Origin of the sequence: Pectobacterium punjabense, from assembly GCF_012427845.1 — a bacterium.
GTDB classification, from domain to species: domain Bacteria; phylum Pseudomonadota; class Gammaproteobacteria; order Enterobacterales; family Enterobacteriaceae; genus Pectobacterium; species Pectobacterium punjabense.
The window spans coordinates 2580787-2598409 of sequence record NZ_CP038498.1 but is presented as its reverse complement, the minus strand read 5'-3'; the positions used below and the strand labels follow the sequence as shown (position 1 = coordinate 2598409).

13 protein-coding genes are annotated in these 17623 nt (G+C 53.6%); 7 read left to right on the top strand and 6 right to left on the bottom strand.

Annotated features, from left to right (window positions below; translation table 11 throughout):
* Window positions 1-223 precede the first annotated feature (223 nt).
* From E2566_RS11720 to narX, 3 genes are all read right to left on the bottom strand, one after another.
* Window positions 224-1498 (bottom strand): acyltransferase family protein, encoded by a 1275-nt coding sequence (locus tag E2566_RS11720; protein WP_107169662.1) that lies wholly within the window; start codon window positions 1496-1498, stop codon window positions 224-226.
* Between the two features lie 261 nt (window positions 1499-1759).
* On the bottom strand, window positions 1760-2410 hold the full coding sequence (gene narL / locus E2566_RS11715) for a two-component system response regulator NarL (protein ID WP_010276892.1): 651 nt from the start codon (window positions 2408-2410) through the stop codon (window positions 1760-1762).
* On the bottom strand, window positions 2403-4211 hold the full coding sequence (narX, locus tag E2566_RS11710) for a nitrate/nitrite two-component system sensor histidine kinase NarX (RefSeq protein ID WP_205543358.1): 1809 nt from the start codon (window positions 4209-4211) through the stop codon (window positions 2403-2405). The genes narL and narX overlap by 8 nt, the downstream gene beginning before the upstream one ends.
* Before the next feature lie 336 nt (window positions 4212-4547).
* Between narX and E2566_RS11705 the strand changes: the two genes are divergently transcribed.
* The 5 genes from E2566_RS11705 to narI all read left to right on the top strand — a co-directional run bounded on the left by E2566_RS11705 (window position 4548) and on the right by narI (window position 13417).
* Window positions 4548-5936, top strand: coding sequence for a NarK family nitrate/nitrite MFS transporter (locus E2566_RS11705; RefSeq protein ID WP_107169693.1), 1389 nt, complete (start codon window positions 4548-4550; stop codon window positions 5934-5936).
* Between the two features lie 753 nt (window positions 5937-6689).
* Window positions 6690-10451 carry a nitrate reductase subunit alpha gene (locus E2566_RS11700; RefSeq protein ID WP_107169660.1) on the top strand — a complete coding sequence of 1254 codons (3762 nt, stop codon included), beginning with the start codon at window positions 6690-6692 and terminating at the stop codon, window positions 10449-10451.
* On the top strand, window positions 10451-12016 hold the full coding sequence (gene narH / locus E2566_RS11695) for a nitrate reductase subunit beta (RefSeq protein WP_107169659.1): 1566 nt from the start codon (window positions 10451-10453) through the stop codon (window positions 12014-12016). The genes E2566_RS11700 and narH overlap by 1 nt, the downstream gene beginning before the upstream one ends.
* On the top strand, window positions 12009-12728 hold the full coding sequence (gene narJ, locus E2566_RS11690; protein WP_107169658.1) for a nitrate reductase molybdenum cofactor assembly chaperone: 720 nt from the start codon (window positions 12009-12011) through the stop codon (window positions 12726-12728). The genes narH and narJ overlap by 8 nt, the downstream gene beginning before the upstream one ends.
* Entirely contained in the window at window positions 12728-13417 is a 690-nt protein-coding gene (gene narI, locus E2566_RS11685; RefSeq protein ID WP_107169657.1) for a respiratory nitrate reductase subunit gamma, read from the top strand. Before narJ ends, narI begins: the two co-directional genes overlap by 1 nt.
* Window positions 13418-13515: 98 nt before the next feature.
* On the opposite strand, the gene E2566_RS11680 is transcribed toward narI, so the two are convergent.
* The gene (locus E2566_RS11680; RefSeq protein WP_107169656.1) at window positions 13516-14388 is read right to left on the bottom strand and encodes an EamA family transporter; all 873 of its coding nucleotides are present in this window, start codon (window positions 14386-14388) and stop codon (window positions 13516-13518) included.
* A 62-nt stretch (window positions 14389-14450) separates the two neighbouring features.
* Here E2566_RS11680 and E2566_RS11675 point away from each other — a divergent pair, with 62 nt between their 5' ends.
* A complete protein-coding gene (locus E2566_RS11675; protein WP_107169655.1) occupies window positions 14451-14972 on the top strand; it encodes a MarR family winged helix-turn-helix transcriptional regulator in 522 nt (173 codons plus the stop codon).
* Window positions 14973-14975: 3 nt separating this feature from the next.
* Entirely contained in the window at window positions 14976-15452 is a 477-nt protein-coding gene (locus E2566_RS11670) for an OsmC family protein (protein WP_107169654.1), read from the top strand.
* Window positions 15453-15532: 80 nt separating this feature from the next.
* Here the strand turns inward: E2566_RS11670 and E2566_RS11665 are convergent, their stop codons facing one another.
* On the bottom strand, window positions 15533-16675 hold the full coding sequence (locus E2566_RS11665; protein WP_107169653.1) for a DSD1 family PLP-dependent enzyme: 1143 nt from the start codon (window positions 16673-16675) through the stop codon (window positions 15533-15535).
* Complete coding sequence (locus E2566_RS11660) at window positions 16672-17613, bottom strand: ornithine cyclodeaminase family protein (protein ID WP_107169652.1); 942 nt, start codon at window positions 17611-17613, stop codon at window positions 16672-16674. Before E2566_RS11660 ends, E2566_RS11665 begins: the two co-directional genes overlap by 4 nt.
* Between the last annotated feature and the right edge of the window lie 10 nt (window positions 17614-17623).

Here is a 17623-nt window from a genome sequence, read left to right as displayed (position 1 = left end):
AACCGGTTTAGCCCGGAACGGCAAACATTAACAGGAATCTGAGTGATGCTCTACCCGAAAACGATAATTGATTAGAATGTAAATAGTTATAAAAGTTGCTATTGATGATTAACCGCTATAACGCGATGTCTGTCACATTTTTAGCGGTAGCAGAGGACATCGATGTGGGGTGGGGATCTCTGGCCTGCGTGTTTCAGGCCAGAGAGCGTGTGCGATGATTTTGCTACGCGGTACGCTGCGTGCGTGATGTATTGCTGCTAAGGAAACGTGAGGTCAGGAACGTCCTTACGCGGAACACGATTCGTTCCTGGAAGAGAACGCATAGCGTCACGGTGCTGAGCAGGAAAATGATATAGCCCGTCATGGACAACTGCACTTGACCGGCTGCGGCAATACACTGATCCCAATCGCTGAAACAGGCCATCGGGTTACCGCGTACCAGCTGTTCCAAAGTGCGGAACAGATTGAAGAGCGGAACATGTAGCGCAAAGATGGAGAGCGATGCAGCACCCAGTCGTGGCGACCAATGCCGCAGCCACTCGCTGTCAGGCTCACGCGCCAGCGCACTGAGACACACTAAACCGACCTGAGCTGGCAACAGCAAACCGTTGTGCAGCAGAAAGTACCAATAAGCGTCACCTTTCGTGAATAGCCAGGTTGCGACGAGGAAGTTGATACCGATAAACATGGCAACGCTGTAGCGCTGGCCCTTGCTTAATGGTGAGCGATCTTTCTGGCGATAATGACGAAACAGCGCATAGCCTAAAATTCCAGCCAGAAATTCTGGCAAACGAAAGATCGGCCCACGCTGCAACAGCCCTGTGTACGGCATGCCGAACTGTTGCTGCCAAATCACCCAAATCGGCGGTAGCAGATACAGTAAGCAAACAATCCCCATCCACAGCCACGGATGACGGCTGTTCAACAGACGCGGAGCCAACAGCGGAAACGCCAGATAGAAAAAGAACAGCGTAGAAAGCGACCATAACGGGGCATTGAAGGTCAGGAAGTAGGGATTCCATGCCTGCAACATCAGTACCTGCAATAACCCGTTGAACGCCAGTTGTGCATTCGTCATGTAATGGCGCAGCGTTTCGGGGTCGGCAGCGGGATCGTTGGTGTCATAAATGACGAAGCGCGCGCTGGCAACTTGCCCTTCCGGCGGCACCGCCAGCCACTGCATGAGCGTAACTACGGCAATAGAAGACAACAGGGCAATGATATGGATAGGGTAAAGATTAAAGAAGCGTTTAGCCCAGAACTGGCGAACAGGTTCACGCAGACGCCCGTCCTTAATGTAGACATGCGCGAGCAAAAAGCCAGACAGGACAAAGAACGTGCTGGTGGCGAAGAATCCCATACTAGTGAGTTCACTCAAGAAAGGGATACGCTCACGCTGGGGATAAATGTGAACCGTGTGATAAATCATCACATAGCAGCCGAGCAAAAATCGTAACCATTCCAGGCCGATAAATCGCTCTTTACTGACCTTCTTCATGTTGTTCCTCAACGTTAAACTCGGTGTAAAAGCTTAAAAATGCGATTACAAACTAGTTTAGACGAGAGCAACGTCACATTAATTAGGATAATGGCTATAAATGCCGGTGCCGTTTAGCAACCGTTTAATTTATTGGGATAGCGGTGGTATTTCCACCAACTTCTGCTGCATCCTCGCTCGCGCGAGGATAATCTCGATGGGAGGGGCGCCTGAGCGCCTTATCCTTACCGCTGATCATAACTGCCTGTTGTTACGGTTTGATTAAATGACTTTTTCTTGCAATACCCAGACGGCTGCTTCAACGCGCGATTTAAGCTTCATTTTCTTCAACAGGTGTTTGACGTGAACTTTAACAGTACTTTCCGTAATGGTGAGCTTACGTGCAATCACTTTATTAGAGAGTCCCTGAGCCAGCAATTTCAGAATATCGCGCTCGCGTGGCGTGAGTTGCTGAATATCCCGGTCACTGCTGTGGCGGCTTTCACGCAGGCTAGCGGCCAGAATCGGTGTCAATGTTTCACTCAGCACCATTTTCCCAGATGCCGCCTGATGCAGTGCGGCTAATAAATCTTCCGGCTCCATATCTTTCAGCAGGTAACCATCGGCGCCATTCTTTAAGGCATTGACCACATCGTCTTCATGGTTAGATACGCTAAAGACCACAATGCGGCCGGACAGTGACTTTTCCCGCAGACGATTTAGTGTTTCCAGGCCATTCATACCGGGCATATTTAAATCGAGCAGAATCAAATCCGGGTCCAACTGTTCCGCGAGTTCGACACCCTGTTCGCCGTGACTGGCTTCACCCGCCACCTGTAACTCTGGGTCCATGCTGATGAGTTGTTTAACGCCATTGCGCAACATGGGATGGTCATCAATCAGCAGTAGGGTGGCGGCGTCTTCGTTAATCATGTGTTTCTCCTGTTAATGGTAGCCGGTGACGGTATTCGGAGAGGAAACTGACATTGACTTCAGTCCCCCCCAGTGGCCGGCGTCGAACAATGCATTCGCCGTGCAAACCTCGTGCACGGTCGCGCATGATAATCAGTCCATAGTGGTTGGCGCGGCTGGCATCATCGGGAATGCCGATGCCGTTATCCGTCACGCTAAGTTCAATACAACCCTGACGTAGTTGCAGCGTGATATCGACCTGCGTGGCCTGCGCGTGTTTATAAATATTGCTCAGCGCTTCACGCACAATTTGTAGAACGTGAATGCCTTGATGAGCAGAAACCGACTGTGGTGGCAAATGGTAATGCAGTTCGATGGGATACCCTAACCGCTTGCCGAATTCATCGACCGATGCCCGCAGTGCGGCAAGTAAGCCAGACTCAGACAGTTTCAGCCGGAAGGTGGTCAACAGCTCACGCAGTTGGCGATAGGCGGTGTTCAACTCTTCCCGCATTTCCGTCAGCAACTGCTGTGAAGCGGGGGGCAAATCGCCGCCCTGCATTTGCAGACAGCTCACCTGAATTTTCAGGCAGGAGAGGGATTGTGCGATAGAGTCGTGTAGTTCACGGGCAATGGTGGCGCGTTCTTCCATCAGCATCAACTGCTGCTGATGGTTGGATTGTCGTTCTAACGCCAGCGTACTGGTCAACTGCTCTAATAAGGTATTCAGCAACTGATTCTGATCGCGACTGAGTGCGGTATTACCCGGCAATGTGGCCAGCACAACGCCGTATTGTCCGTGTTTATCGTGGAGATCCCAACAGTGAGGATCACCCGGCAATTCTTCACGTTTTGCCTGCATCCCGCAGCTCTGACAGCTGTTATCCGGGCAGTGATCCGGTTGTAATTGGCTGAAATCGCTGAACTGATGAAACTGCTCCTGATTGTTATCTTCATACAGCCGCAGTTGAATATTGCGCAGCGGCGTTAATGAGGGTAATTCGTTCAAGATCGGCATCAGCCGACTACACAACGGCGCACCAGTATGCAGGCGGCGACTGGCGCGATAAAGGAAAGAAAGCAGATCGTTTTTCTGTTGCAGATCGGCGGTTTTCTCGGCCACGCGCTGTTCCAGACTATGGTACATGGCGGAAAGTTCATCCGACATGCTGTTCAACACCTGTCCCAACGTGCTCATTTCATCATGGCCGTTGATGGTGACGCGTTGGGTGAAGTCACCCTGTCCGATAGCCTGCGCCATCGAAACCAGACGTCGCCACGGCGTTAACAAGCGGCGACGTAGATAAAAGAACGTGGTAACCAGCAGGATAAACATGATGCCGATGAAGATACGCTGCACCAGCGTGACCATCATTAACCGCTGCTCGGTTTTATGATCGATAGCGGAAACCAGATCGTCCAGTTGTTTCACGAAACGAGCGACATCCGGCGAGGCATCGGCAGAGTGCGTCGCCTGCCGCAGATGCGGTTGCAGGCTCTCCAGCCAGAAAACGCGCAGCGCAGTGAATTGTTCACTGAGTCCTTCCCGGCGCACCGCCTGCTGAAGGTCGCTACTGATTTCATCTTCTTCCAGTTCTTGCAGATAAATTTCATTCTCGGCAGAGAGCGGCACCATCGATAGCAACCGGTAGCTTTGCATACGCAGCGAGCCTGCTTTATTAATGGCGTGCGCATTCCCTTGGATGCTTTGTGACATCCAACTGGAAACCGACATGCCGGCAATACCCAGCAAACCGAGTAGCAGCATCAATAGTGCAACCTGATTGACGAGCGACAGCGGCAGCAGGAAACGTTTCAACATAATAAAGCGACCTCTGCTGGAGGAGTAGAAAACCAGTACCGAGAAGGATAACCCTTTTGGCATTTTTCCCGATCCTACATGATAACCCTATACCCACTAGTGAGTACCACCGAATATCCACGCCTTGAAAGGGGATATGACAGTAAGAAAAAAGAGAGAGATAACAGATTGAATTATTGATGCTTATTTTTCTATTTTTATTACTCATTAAGGAGTGTGGTTATTTTTACCCGGTTTTTTTACCTGACAGCGCGTTGATTTGCATCAACTTTACCTGCTGTGTAATCCCTAATGTTGCGCCTTAATTCTACCGCGTTTTTATTTATCGAGGTTTTTATGACGCAGCCTTCATCACCCGAAAAAGTATCGCAAAGCACGCTGATAAGGGAATGGAATCCTGAAGATGCAAAATTATGGCAATCTGGTGGACAACGGATTGCACAGCGTAATCTTTGGATCTCCGTACCGTGCCTGCTGTTGTCGTTTTGTGTCTGGATGATTTTCAGCACCGTAGCCGTTAACCTAAACAAGGTCGGATTTAGTTTTACCACAGACCAGTTATTTTTGCTTACTGCGTTGCCTTCCGTCTCCGGCGCGCTGTTGCGTGTGCCTTACTCCTTCGTTATCCCCATGGTTGGCGGTCGCCGTTGGACGACATTAAGTACCATCATCCTGGTGATCCCGTGTATTTGGCTCGGGTTTGCCGTACAGAACCCGCAAACGCCTTACAGCATTTTCGTTACGATTTCCCTGATGTGTGGTTTCGCGGGGGCTAATTTTGCTTCCAGCATGGCTAACATCAGTTTCTTTTTTCCTAAATCACGTCAGGGCAGTGCGTTAGGTATTAACGGTGGATTGGGTAACCTCGGCGTGAGCGTGATGCAGTTGCTGGTGCCGGTGGTGATTTTTCTGCCGATTCTGGGCTTTTCCGGTAATGGCGTTGTTCAGCCGGACGGTAACCAAATTTGGTTGCACCATGCCGCGTGGATGTGGGTACCGTTTCTGGTGATTGCCGCAACCGCTGCCTGGTTTGGCATGAACGATCTGTCGACGGCCAATGCATCAATACGCAAGCAGTTACCCGTTTTGAAGCAAATGCACCTGTGGGTACTCAGTTTCCTGTATCTGTCCACGTTTGGCTCATTTATCGGTTTCTCGGCGGGCTTCGGCATGCTGTCCAGAACGCAGTTTCCCGACATCGTTATTCTGTATTACGCGTTCTTCGGGCCGCTGCTGGGCGCGTTGGCGCGCCCGGTTGGCGGCATGCTGTCCGATCGCTTTGGCGGTGTGAAAGTCACGTTGATTAACTTCATCCTGATGGCGATTTTCTCGGTGTTACTGTTCCTGTCTTTGCCGAGTGCGAACTCTGCAGGTTCATTCGGGATGTTCTTTGGCATCTTCATGATGTTGTTCCTGACGGCGGGTTTGGGGAGTGGGTCAACGTTCCAGATGATTGCCGTGATTTTCCGTAAATTAACGGGAGATCGGGTTAAAGCGCAGGGTGGCAGCGATGCGGATGCACAGAGTTCTGCCGCTACAGATACCGCCGCGGCGCTGGGCTTCATTTCGGCCATTGGCGCTATTGGCGGCTTCTTCATCCCGCAAGCCTTCGGGATGTCGCTTGAGTTAACCGGCTCACCCACCGGTGCCATGAAAGTGTTTGTGGTGTGCTACGTGGTGTGCATCTTGGTGACCTGGTTGTTCTATGCCAGAAAGCAACGCTAAGCGTTGAGTTGACTTGCTTCATTCCTCCCAACTGCCTCTTGGTCACATTTTTATGTCGACTGAGAGGTGGTTCCGTGCGCGGTTAATGCTGTCATTTTCATGCTACTCTGTAGCACGCGCCCGGCACGGGACGGCTCACACGCCGCTCGCCCCGTGACCCCAGGCTTTCGGCGTGAATTATGCCGCTACGCGGTGCCTTCGTCGATATCGGACTTTGCGGATCGCTTGCGACACGTTTACTCGCCCCATAAATGGGGCTCGCCCTTCGGGCCAGCACGAGTGCTGTTCAAAAACGTCTCTGACGTTTTTGTCCGACGTGGCGCAAGCTTTCGCCGCATCCTTGCGGCTCATCCTAAGCCCGCTCTCTCCTCAGCATAATTTTTTACGCCAGAAAAATAAGGACAGAGAACTAATAGGTAATCTCTCTTGTTCGCACGATTTTTCGCCACCCTCCGACTACTACCTCTAAATAGTCGTGTGTATGAATTCAGTATAAACACAAAATCAGTGGTTTTATTTTTATCTTTTAAAATCATTTATTTATGTGTTTTTTTTATAATAATTCTTTGGTGGTAGAGGGTGATGTACTCCGTTTTTTACCGGGGGACACTCTTGATCGTTATCAAGTTTGGCGGCGCGGTTGCTGGATACCCTAGCGCCAATTTGAGCGATGTGTCGTTAGCAAAAACAGATGTCTGCTACGAGCATTTCATAACGACAGGAGCCAACAGGCTTCGCAGCAGGAGAGTCCGGATGAGCAAATTCCTTGACCGGTTACGTTACTTCAAACAACTGGCCGAACCGTTTTCCGACGGTCACGGGCAAACCCTCAATACCAATCGTGACTGGGAAGACGGCTATCGCAGTCGCTGGCAGCATGACAAAATCGTGCGTTCTACCCACGGGGTAAACTGTACCGGTTCATGTAGCTGGAAGATTTATGTGAAAAACGGTCTGGTGACGTGGGAAACGCAGCAGACTGACTACCCGCGTACCCGCCCGGACCTGCCTAACCATGAACCTCGCGGCTGCCCGCGCGGTGCCAGTTACTCCTGGTATCTCTACAGCGCCAACCGCCTGAAATACCCGATGATGCGTAAGCGCCTGCTGAAGCTGTGGCGTGAAGCGAAACTGACGCACAGCGATCCGGTTGATGCCTGGGCGTCTATCGTCAATGACCCCGAAAAAACCAAATACTACAAACAAATTCGTGGCCGTGGTGGCTTCGTTCGTTCTGACTGGAATGAAGTCAACGAACTGATCGCTGCCTCTAACGTTTACACCACCAAGACCTTCGGCCCAGACCGCGTGATCGGTTTCTCTCCGATTCCTGCGATGTCGATGGTGTCCTACGCAGCGGGTGCCCGTTACCTGTCTCTGCTCGGCGGCGTGTGCCTGAGCTTCTACGACTGGTACTGTGACTTGCCACCGGCATCACCAATGACCTGGGGTGAGCAGACCGACGTACCGGAGTCTGCCGACTGGTATAATTCCTCTTACATCATTGCCTGGGGCTCTAACGTTCCGCAAACCCGCACGCCGGATGCACACTTCTTTACGGAAGTTCGCTACAAAGGCACCAAAACCGTCGCGGTCACGCCGGACTACGCTGAAATCGCCAAGCTGTGCGACCACTGGCTGAACCCGAAACAAGGTACCGACAGCGCAATGGCGCTGGCAATGGGCCACGTGATTCTGAAAGAGTTCCACCTCGACAAACCGAGCCAGTATTTCAGCGAGTACGTTCGTCAATACACGGACTTACCGATGCTGGTGCTGCTGGAGCCGCGTGAAGACGGTTATTACGCGGCGGGTCGTATGCTGCGTGCTTCCGATCTGGTGGATAACCTCGGCCAAGACAATAACCCGCAGTGGAAAACCATCGCGATTGACGATGAAAGCGGCAATCTGACGGCTCCGCAAGGATCGATCGGCTACCGCTGGGGCGATCAGGGTAAATGGAATCTGGAACAGCGCGATGGCGTCAGCGGCGAAGAAGTGAAGTTGCGCTTGAGCCTGCTGGGGTCGCACGACGATGTGGTTGATGTCGGCTTCCCGTATTTTGGCGGCGCGGTCAGCGAACATTTCAACAACGTTGCGCTAGAAGAAATCCTGCTGCACAAACTGCCCGTTAAGCGCCTGACGCTGGCTGACGGTAGCGAAGCGCTGGTGGCCTGCGTGTATGACCTGACCATGGCAAACTACGGTCTGGATCGCGGTCTGGACGACGACAACTGCGCACGTGATTATGACGATGTAAAAGCGTACAGCCCAGCCTGGGCCGAGAAAATTACAGGCGTTTCTCGTCAGAACATCATCCGTATTGCGCGTGAATTCGCGGATAACGCGGATAAAACGCACGGTCGTTCTATGGTCATCGTCGGTGCGGGTATCAACCACTGGTACCACATGGACATGAACTACCGCGGCATCATCAACATGCTGATTTTCTGCGGCTGTGTTGGTCAGAGCGGTGGCGGTTGGGCGCACTACGTCGGACAAGAAAAACTACGTCCGCAAACCGGTTGGACGCCGCTGGCGTTTGGTCTGGACTGGCAGCGTCCGCCTCGTCACATGAACAGTACGTCGTTCTTCTATAACCACTCTAGCCAGTGGCGTTATGAAACCGTCGCGCCGCAGGAACTGCTGTCACCACTGGCAGATAAATCCCGCTTTACCGGCAGCATGATTGACTTCAACGTGCGCGCCGAGCGTATGGGCTGGCTGCCGTCTGCACCGCAGCTGAACGTTAACCCGCTGGATATCGCAGAGAAAGCGCGTGCCGCCGGTGTCACGCCGCAGGAATATACCGTTGCTGCGTTGAAATCAGGTGAAATCAAATTTGCCGCTGAACAGCCGGATAGTCCGCAAAACTACCCGCGCAACCTGTTCATCTGGCGTTCTAACCTGCTGGGTTCTTCCGGTAAAGGCCACGAATATATGCTGAAGTACCTGCTGGGTACGGAGCACGGCATTCAAGGGCAAGATCTGGGTACCGCGGGCAGCGTGAAGCCGGAAGAAGTGGAATGGCGCGACCAGGGCGTTGAAGGCAAGTTGGATCTGGTGGTGACGCTTGATTTCCGTATGTCCAGCACCTGTCTGTACTCCGACATCGTCCTGCCAACGGCAACCTGGTACGAAAAAGACGACATGAATACCTCGGACATGCATCCGTTTATTCACCCGCTGTCTGCGGCTGTCGATCCGGCGTGGGATTCCAAAAGCGATTGGGAAATCTATAAAGGCATCGCGAAAGCCTTCTCCCGCGTGTGTCAAGGACACCTTGGTCAGGAAACCGATCTGGTTACGTTGCCGATTCAGCATGACTCCCCGGCAGAAATGGCGCAGCCGTTCGGCGTGGATGACTGGAAAAAAGGCGAATGCGATCTGATTCCGGGCAAAACTGCACCACACCTAATGATGGTGGAGCGCGATTACCCGAACCTGTACGAACGTTTCACCTCGCTCGGTCCATTGATGGACAAGCTGGGCAACGGCGGTAAAGGCATCGGCTGGAACACGCAGACCGAAGTCGATTTTCTGAAAAAGCTGAACTACACCAAGGCTGACGGTGCGGCGGCGGGTCGTCCGAAGATTGAAACGGCGATCGATGCGGCAGAAGTGATTCTGTCTCTGGCTCCAGAAACCAACGGTCAGGTAGCGGTGAAGGCGTGGGAAGCGCTGAGCAAATTCACTGGTCGTGACCACACGCATCTGGCACTGAATAAAGAAGACGAGAAAATTCGCTTCCGCGATATTCAGGCGCAGCCGCGCAAGATTATCTCCAGCCCGACCTGGTCTGGTTTGGAAGACGAACACGTTTCCTATAACGCCTGTTATACCAACGTTCATGAGCTGATTCCGTGGCGTACGCTGTCCGGTCGCCAACAGCTGTATCAAGACCATGAATGGATGCGTGCCTTTGGTGAAAGCCTGCTGGTGTACCGTCCGCCAGTCGATACCCGTGCGGCTGAGCCGGTGCTGAATAAGAAGCCTAACGGCAACCCGGAAAAACCGCTGAACTTCCTGACGCCGCACCAGAAATGGGGTATTCACTCCACGTACAGCGACAACCTGTTGATGCTGACGCTGGGTCGCGGTGGCCCGATTATCTGGCTGAGCGAAGATGATGCCCGCGATTTGGGTATTGCGGATAACGACTGGGTAGAAGCGTTTAACGCCAACGGTGCGCTGACGGCGCGTGCGGTTGTCAGCCAGCGTGTGCCGGCGGGGATGACCATGATGTACCACGCGCAGGAACGCATTATTAACCTGCCAGGGTCGGAAATTACCCAGCAGCGCGGCGGTATTCACAACTCGGTAACCCGTATCACGCCGAAACCGACCCATATGATCGGCGGTTATGCCCAGTTGGCTTATGGCTTTAACTACTACGGCACCGTCGGGTCAAACCGCGATGAGTTCGTCGTAGTTCGTAAAATGAAACGCATCGACTGGCTGGATGATGAAGGTCAGGACTATGTACAGAAAGCGGTACAGCAGGAGAAAGCCTGATGAAAATTCGTTCACAAGTGGGCATGGTGCTGAATCTGGACAAATGCATCGGCTGTCACACCTGCTCCGTTAGCTGTAAAAACGTCTGGACCAGCCGTGAAGGGATGGAATACGCCTGGTTCAACAACGTCGAAACCAAACCGGGCGTGGGTTATCCCCATGCCTGGGAAGATCAGGAAAAGTGGAAGGGCGGCTGGATACGTAAAATCAGCGGCAAGCTTGAACCGCGGATGGGTAACCGCATTAGCGTGTTGTCCAAAATTTTTGCTAACCCTGATGTGCCAGAAATCGACGACTACTATGAACCGTTCGACTACGACTATCAGAACCTGCGTAAAGCGCCGGAAGGTAAACATCAGCCTGTCGCCCGTCCACGCTCGCTGATTACCGGTCAGCGGATGAAGAAAATCGAAACCGGCCCGAACTGGGAAGACGATCTGGGTGGTGAATTTAGCGTACGCGCCAAAGATAAAAACTTTGAGCATATGCAGAAAGAGATGTACGGCCAGTTCGAAAACACGTTCATGATGTATTTGCCGCGCCTGTGCGAACACTGTCTGAATCCAGCATGCGTGGCGACCTGTCCGAGTGGCGCAATCTACAAACGCGGCGAAGACGGTATCGTCCTGATCGATCAGGACAAGTGCCGTGGCTGGCGTATGTGTTTGACCGGTTGCCCGTACAAGAAAATTTACTTCAACTGGAAGAGCGGCAAATCAGAAAAATGTATTTTCTGCTACCCGCGTATTGAAAGTGGTCAGCCAACGCTGTGTTCAGAAACCTGCGTTGGACGTATCCGCTATCTGGGTGTGCTGCTCTATGATGCCGATCGCATCGAACAAGCGGCTTCGGTGGAAAACGAGAAAGATCTGTACCAGAGCCAACTGGATGTGTTCCTTGACCCGCATGACCCTAAAGTCATTGAACAAGCGCTGAAAGATGGCATTCCAAACAGCGTGATTGACGCGGCGCAGAAATCACCGGTGTACAAAATGGCGATGGACTGGAAGCTGGCTCTACCGCTGCACCCAGAATACCGCACGCTGCCGATGGTCTGGTACGTGCCGCCGTTGTCACCGATTCAGTCTGCTGCGGATGCGGGCCAATTGGCGCACACCGGCGTACTGCCGGACGTCGAAAGTCTGCGTATTCCGGTGCAGTATCTGGCGAACCTGCTGACCGCAGGGGATACCGAGCCTGTCTTGCTGGCGCTGAAACGTATGCTGGCGATGCGTCACTACAAACGTGCAGAAACCGTGGAAGGCAAAATCGATACCAGCGCGCTGGAGCAGGTTGGGCTGACTGAAGCACAGGCGCAGGAAATGTACCGCTATCTGGCGATTGCTAACTACGAAGATCGTTTTGTGATCCCGTCAAGCCATCGTGAACTGGCGCGTGAAGCCTTCCCTGAAAGCAAGGGCTGCGGTTTTAGCTTTGGCGATGGTTGCCACGGTAGCGATACCAAATTCAACCTGTTTAACAGCAAGCGTATTGATGCCATTGATGTCAGCAACAAAACGCGCGACATGAACAGCAAAATCATGCGGGAGACGAATCATGATTAGCCTGCGGATTATTGCCAGACTGCTGGACTATCCCGATAGCGAGCTGTGGGAAAACAAGGCGGAGTTGATCGAAGCGGTAGAGCAGGCTGATGCTTTACCGCTGCGTGAGAGTCATCAGCTCATGCAGTTCATCAATACGTTGTGCGCACAGGATCTGTTGGACAAGCAGGCGGAGTATAGCGGCCTGTTTGACCGCGGTCGGGCGACCTCATTGCTGCTGTTCGAACACGTTCACGGTGAGTCTCGCGATCGTGGTCAGGCAATGGTCGATCTCATGCAGCAATATCAGGATGCCGGTCTGGCACTGGATTGCCGTGAGCTGCCGGACTACCTGCCGCTGTATCTTGAGTACCTTTCTCGTCTGGAACCCGCGCAAGGTCGCGCGGGTTTACTCGACATCGCGCCGATTCTGGCGTTGATTGGTGCGCGTTTGCAGCAGCGTGACAGCAGCTATGCCGCGCTGTTCGATCTGCTGTTGGCGTTGTCCGGCAGTGACCTGAAAAGTGACGATGTCACACACCAGGTCGCTGACGAGGCGCGCGACGACACGCCGCAGGCGCTGGATGCCGTGTGGGAAGAGGAACAGGTTAAGTTCCTCGGCGAAGAAGGCTGCGCATCGGCTCAACAAACGCAACACCAACGCCGCTTCGCTGGCGCGGTGGTGCCGCAATATCTGAATCTTGACGCTACATCGGCGGGAGGGCAACGCTAATGAGTGCAATCACGAACTATTTCAATGTGTTCTTTTTTGACATCTATCCTTACCTGGCGATGGCTATTTTCCTGATTGGCAGCTGGCTGCGTTATGACTACGGCCAGTACAGCTGGCGTGCCGGTTCGAGCCAAATGCTGGATAAGAAAGGGATGCGTCTGGCGTCTAACCTGTTCCATCTGGGGATTCTTGGTGTATTTGCCGGGCACTTCCTCGGTATGCTGACGCCACACTGGATGTACGAAGCCTTCCTGCCAATGGATGTAAAACAGAAAATGGCGATGTTCGGCGGTGGTGCGGCAGGTCTGCTGACGTTTGTTGGTGGCGTGCTGTTGTTAAAGCGCCGTCTGACCAACCCACGTATTCGTGCGACTTCCAGCGTTGGCGACATTCTCATTCTGTCTTTACTGGTGATTCAGGCTGGTTTAGGTGTACTGACCATCCCGTTCTCTGCACAGCATATGGACGGCAGCGAAATGCTGAAGTTGGTCGGTTGGGCACAGAGCGTGGCGTACTTCCAAGGTGGTGCGTCTGCACATCTGGTGGGGGTCGCGCTGATCTTCAAACTGCATATCGTGTTGGGGCTGACGCTGTTCGTTCTGTTCCCGTTTTGCCGTCTGGTTCACATTTGGAGCGCACCGGTCGAGTACCTGACTCGTCGCTACCAGCTTGTGCGTAACCGCCGCTAAGTATGATAAAAACGGCGGCGTTATGATAACGTCGCCGTTTTAATCTCTTCTTTTTATCTTTCCCCGCCAACAGCACTCACCACCGGCAGTTCAATCGATTACTTGCTTCGTGACGTCGTCCATTGCACGGCGAAGACGCTGGCTAGTACGATCGCCAAACCTAAGAACGCGGTGCCCGTCATCGACTGGGAAAGCAACGCCCAGCCGAGCACCACGGCAGTCAGCGGGCTCAACAACCCCAATGAGGCCACGGCAACCGTCGGCAGGCGCGTCACGCCACGAAACCAGAGCCCATAAGCGAGCACCGCACCCGCAAGACAGAGGTAGGTGTAGGCCGCCCACTGCGACAGAGTCAATGTAGGCAGCGGTGCATCGGCTAGCCATGCAACGGGTGCCAGCATCAACCCACCGATGAAAAGTTGCCAGCCGGTAAGCGGCAGCACGGGGAGATCAAGCTGCCAGCGACGCGTCAACCAGACGCCCATCGCCATGCACATTGCACCCAGCAGTGCGGCGGCGATTCCCACAGGTTCAAATGTCGTCTGCGGCGACAGCAGCAACGTGGCCATACCAATCACGCCGATGACCGCTGACCACAGCGTGGCCTGTCTGGGCGTTCGATGATCTACAACCCAGACTAACACCATGATCAACAGCGGTTGGATCGCGCTCAGTACCGCAGCCAATCCACCCGGTAAACGATAAGCGGCGACGAACAGCAGCGCTTGAAAAACACCGATATTCAGGGCGCTGAGTACGACTACACGCCACCAGTCTTGCCGGGCGGGAAAGCGCCGGGTGAATAAAAGCAGCAACAGTCCCGCAGGCAGCACGCGGATAAGTGCCGCGGTGAAGGGGCGATCCGGCGGCAGGAGTTCTGATGTCACGATATAAGTGGAGCCCCAAATCGCGGGGGCCAATGCTGTGAGTATGACGTCACGCCAGTAGTGTGGTGAGGATGTCGTGTTCATGACTTTACCTTTAATTCAAGATACTATGATAGTGTTGATTAATTAACTTGAAGTCAAGATAAATGAAAAATCAAACCAGCGAGCACGATGCGGTAGATGTCATTCTTGAACAATGGCGGCGCGAGCGACCCGATTTGGATGCCAGCCCGATGGGGCCGATTGGACGCCTCAGACGATGTGCTGTGCTTATGGATCAGCGCCTGGAATCCTGCTTTTCCAAATTCGATCTAAGCAGTTGGGAATTTGATATGCTGGCTACGCTGCGTCGTGCGGGGGCGCCGTACTGCCTCAGTCCGACTGATTTGTTCTCTACGTTGATGGTGACGTCAGGAACCATGACCCATCGGCTCAAGCGCCTTGAAATCCGAGGATTTATCGAGCGCGTACAGAACGAACAGGATGCGCGTAGTACGCTCGTACAACTTACCAACACGGGGCTTGAGCTAATTAATCGCGCCGTCGAAGCGCATATTGAGAACGAGCGGCAGGTGCTTTCTGCGTTATCTACGGATGTGCTGGCTGCACTTGATGCTAATCTCGCTACGCTATTACGAGCGTTGGAAAGTCATAACAAAGGGAACTGATCCATGTCTGAATATCGTGCTTCAATTAGCTGGCGGCGTGATGGGCAAGATTTTATTGATAATCGCTACAGCCGACTGCATCAATGGCAGTTTGACGGCGGTATTACGCTACGCGCCTCATCGTCTCCCCATGTCGTTCCATTGCCTTTTTCGCTGGAAGATGCAGTCGATCCTGAAGAGGCGTTGGTGGCCTCGTTGTCCAGCTGTCATATGCTGTGGTTTCTGTCGATTGCAGCCAAAAAGCGGTTTTGCGTGGATGATTATCAGGACCATGCGGTGGGAACGATGGGCGTGAATGCGACGGGAAAAATGGCGATGCTCGATGTCACGCTACATCCACAGGTCACATTCAGCGGCGAAAAACAGCCTACCGCCGAACAATATGCCACGCTGCACGAGCTGGCGCATGAGGCTTGCTACATTGCGCACTCGGTGAATTTCCCGGTGAACTGCGAGCCGACGTTAGGGACGAACAATTGAGCCTAACGGATTGATGACGCGAAGAGATCGGCGAAAATCATCGCCCGATACGTTTAGATCGGGCGATATGACAATGATACTTACCATCCGGTAATACGTTGCCAGGTTTCTTGCTCATGCCGGTGTGATTTCAGCACCTGATAGTGTTGATGCATCGCGGCCGTTGCACAGGCGTGGTTAGGCAATATCCGCAACCGCGTGCCGACGGGGAAATGATCGACTGAAAATCCACGGTCGGTGGGTAGCGCGATGATGCCGTGTTCCTGATTGGTGACAGTCACGCAGAGGTCGTGGTAAGGGCTGCCATACAGGTCGCAAACCAGCCCGTAACCGTAATCTTTCGCCTGAGAGGCTGTACCGCGATCGCGGGAGAGCGCCATCCAGCCCGCGTCGATAAATACCCAACTTTTTTCGCGGTTGTGTCCAATCACGGTGCTAACGACCGACAGGGCGATATCATCCAGCGAACAGACCCCGACATTTTTCATCACCAGATCGAACGTGGTGAATACGCCCGCCCTGACTTCGGTAACGCCGGTTAAGTCTTCGGCAAAGTGCGCCGTCGGTGTGGCACCCACGCTGAGCACAGGGCAGGCAATCCCCAGCGCTCGCACACGTTGTCCTGCGGTGTTGATGGCAGCGCATTCGGCACGCGCCGCTGCCCTGATCGCCTCGTCCGTGCGGCAGGCGTAAGACTCCCCGGCATGAGTCAGTAGGCCGGTGAGCGTCGCGCCGTTGCCGTCGATCTGCTTCGCTAGCTCAAGCAGCGCATCGCTTTCTGGCGGGATGCCGCCGCGATGTCCGTCACAGTCGATCTCGATAAACACCGAAAATGTCACGTTATTGGCGCGTGCGAAATCGGTCACCGCACGAGCCTGTTCCGCGCTATCCAGCAAAATATGAATATTCACGCCTTTATGGATGAGATTAGCGATACGCGGCAGCTTGTGCGGAGCGATCCCCACGGCGTAGAGTTGGTTGGTATAACCCGCCGCGGCAAAAGCCTCCGCTTCTGCCAGCGTCGAAACCGTTGCCGGTGAGGCGGAATCTTTGAGCAGATAACGACCAGCCTCAATCGAGCGTAGCGTTTTGAGATGTGGGCGAACCTGGCTGCCTAGATTTTCCGTACGCTGATAAAGCCTATCGATATTGCGTTGAAAGCGGAATTCATCAATCAGCAAAAAGGGCGTTTCCAGCGTGTTAAGCCACTCGACGTTACTCATTGCATGTCTCCATTTTGTTTCGCTGCCTGCCAGGCGGCAAGAATGCGTTGACCGATATATAAGTCCTGAATGGATAAGCCAGAACTGTCAAAAATGGTGATGTCGTCCGGCGTCTGCCGTCCCGCTGTGTTCCCGCTGATGACATCGCCGATGGCGGTCAGTGTCACATGCGCTGGCGCGTGTTGAAACTCACCAATGGTTCTGGACTGAGAAGGGAGATCGCAAAACAGGCGGCCAGCGGTAAACAGTTCTGGCGGCAGTTCCTGCTTGCCGACGGCGTCCGATCCCATACTGACGACATGCGTTCCGGCGTTAACCCACTCAGCGTTAAACAGCGGCGCGCGGGATGGCGTTGCCGTCACGATGATATCCGCGGCGCGGCACGCGCTTTCGGCATCGCAGACTTGTGCATCCAGTCCGATAGCGTTGAGTTCTTGCGCCATTTCTGCGGATTTGCTGTTATCACGCCCGATAATCAGCACGGTACGAATGGGACGTATTCTTGCCAGTGCAGCGCATTCGTAACGAGCCTGATGACCTGTTCCGAACACGGCCAGAACAGAGGAATCCGGTCTTGCCAGCAGATCGGCGGCGACGGCATCGGCGGCAGCGGTACGAAAGGCGTTAACTTTTCCGGCCTCTATGGCCGCAGCCATTTTCCCGATTTGCTGATCGAACAGCAGAATAAGGGAATTGTGGCGGGGCAGCCCGTTAGCGGGGTTACCCGGCCAGAACGAACCGACTTTTAGCCCCGCGAGTTCACTCGTGGCGGAGGCTTTGATGCTGAATGTATTGACCGGATCGGAGCCTTGCCCGTGTACCACCGGGAAACTGAGTGCTTCCGGTTCACTGGAAGCAAGTAGGGCTTCACGAACGGCGTCATAAGCCAGCTCATGGCTGATAAGCGCTGCTGACTCTGCTTCAGAAATAAAGATCATCGTTTTTTCC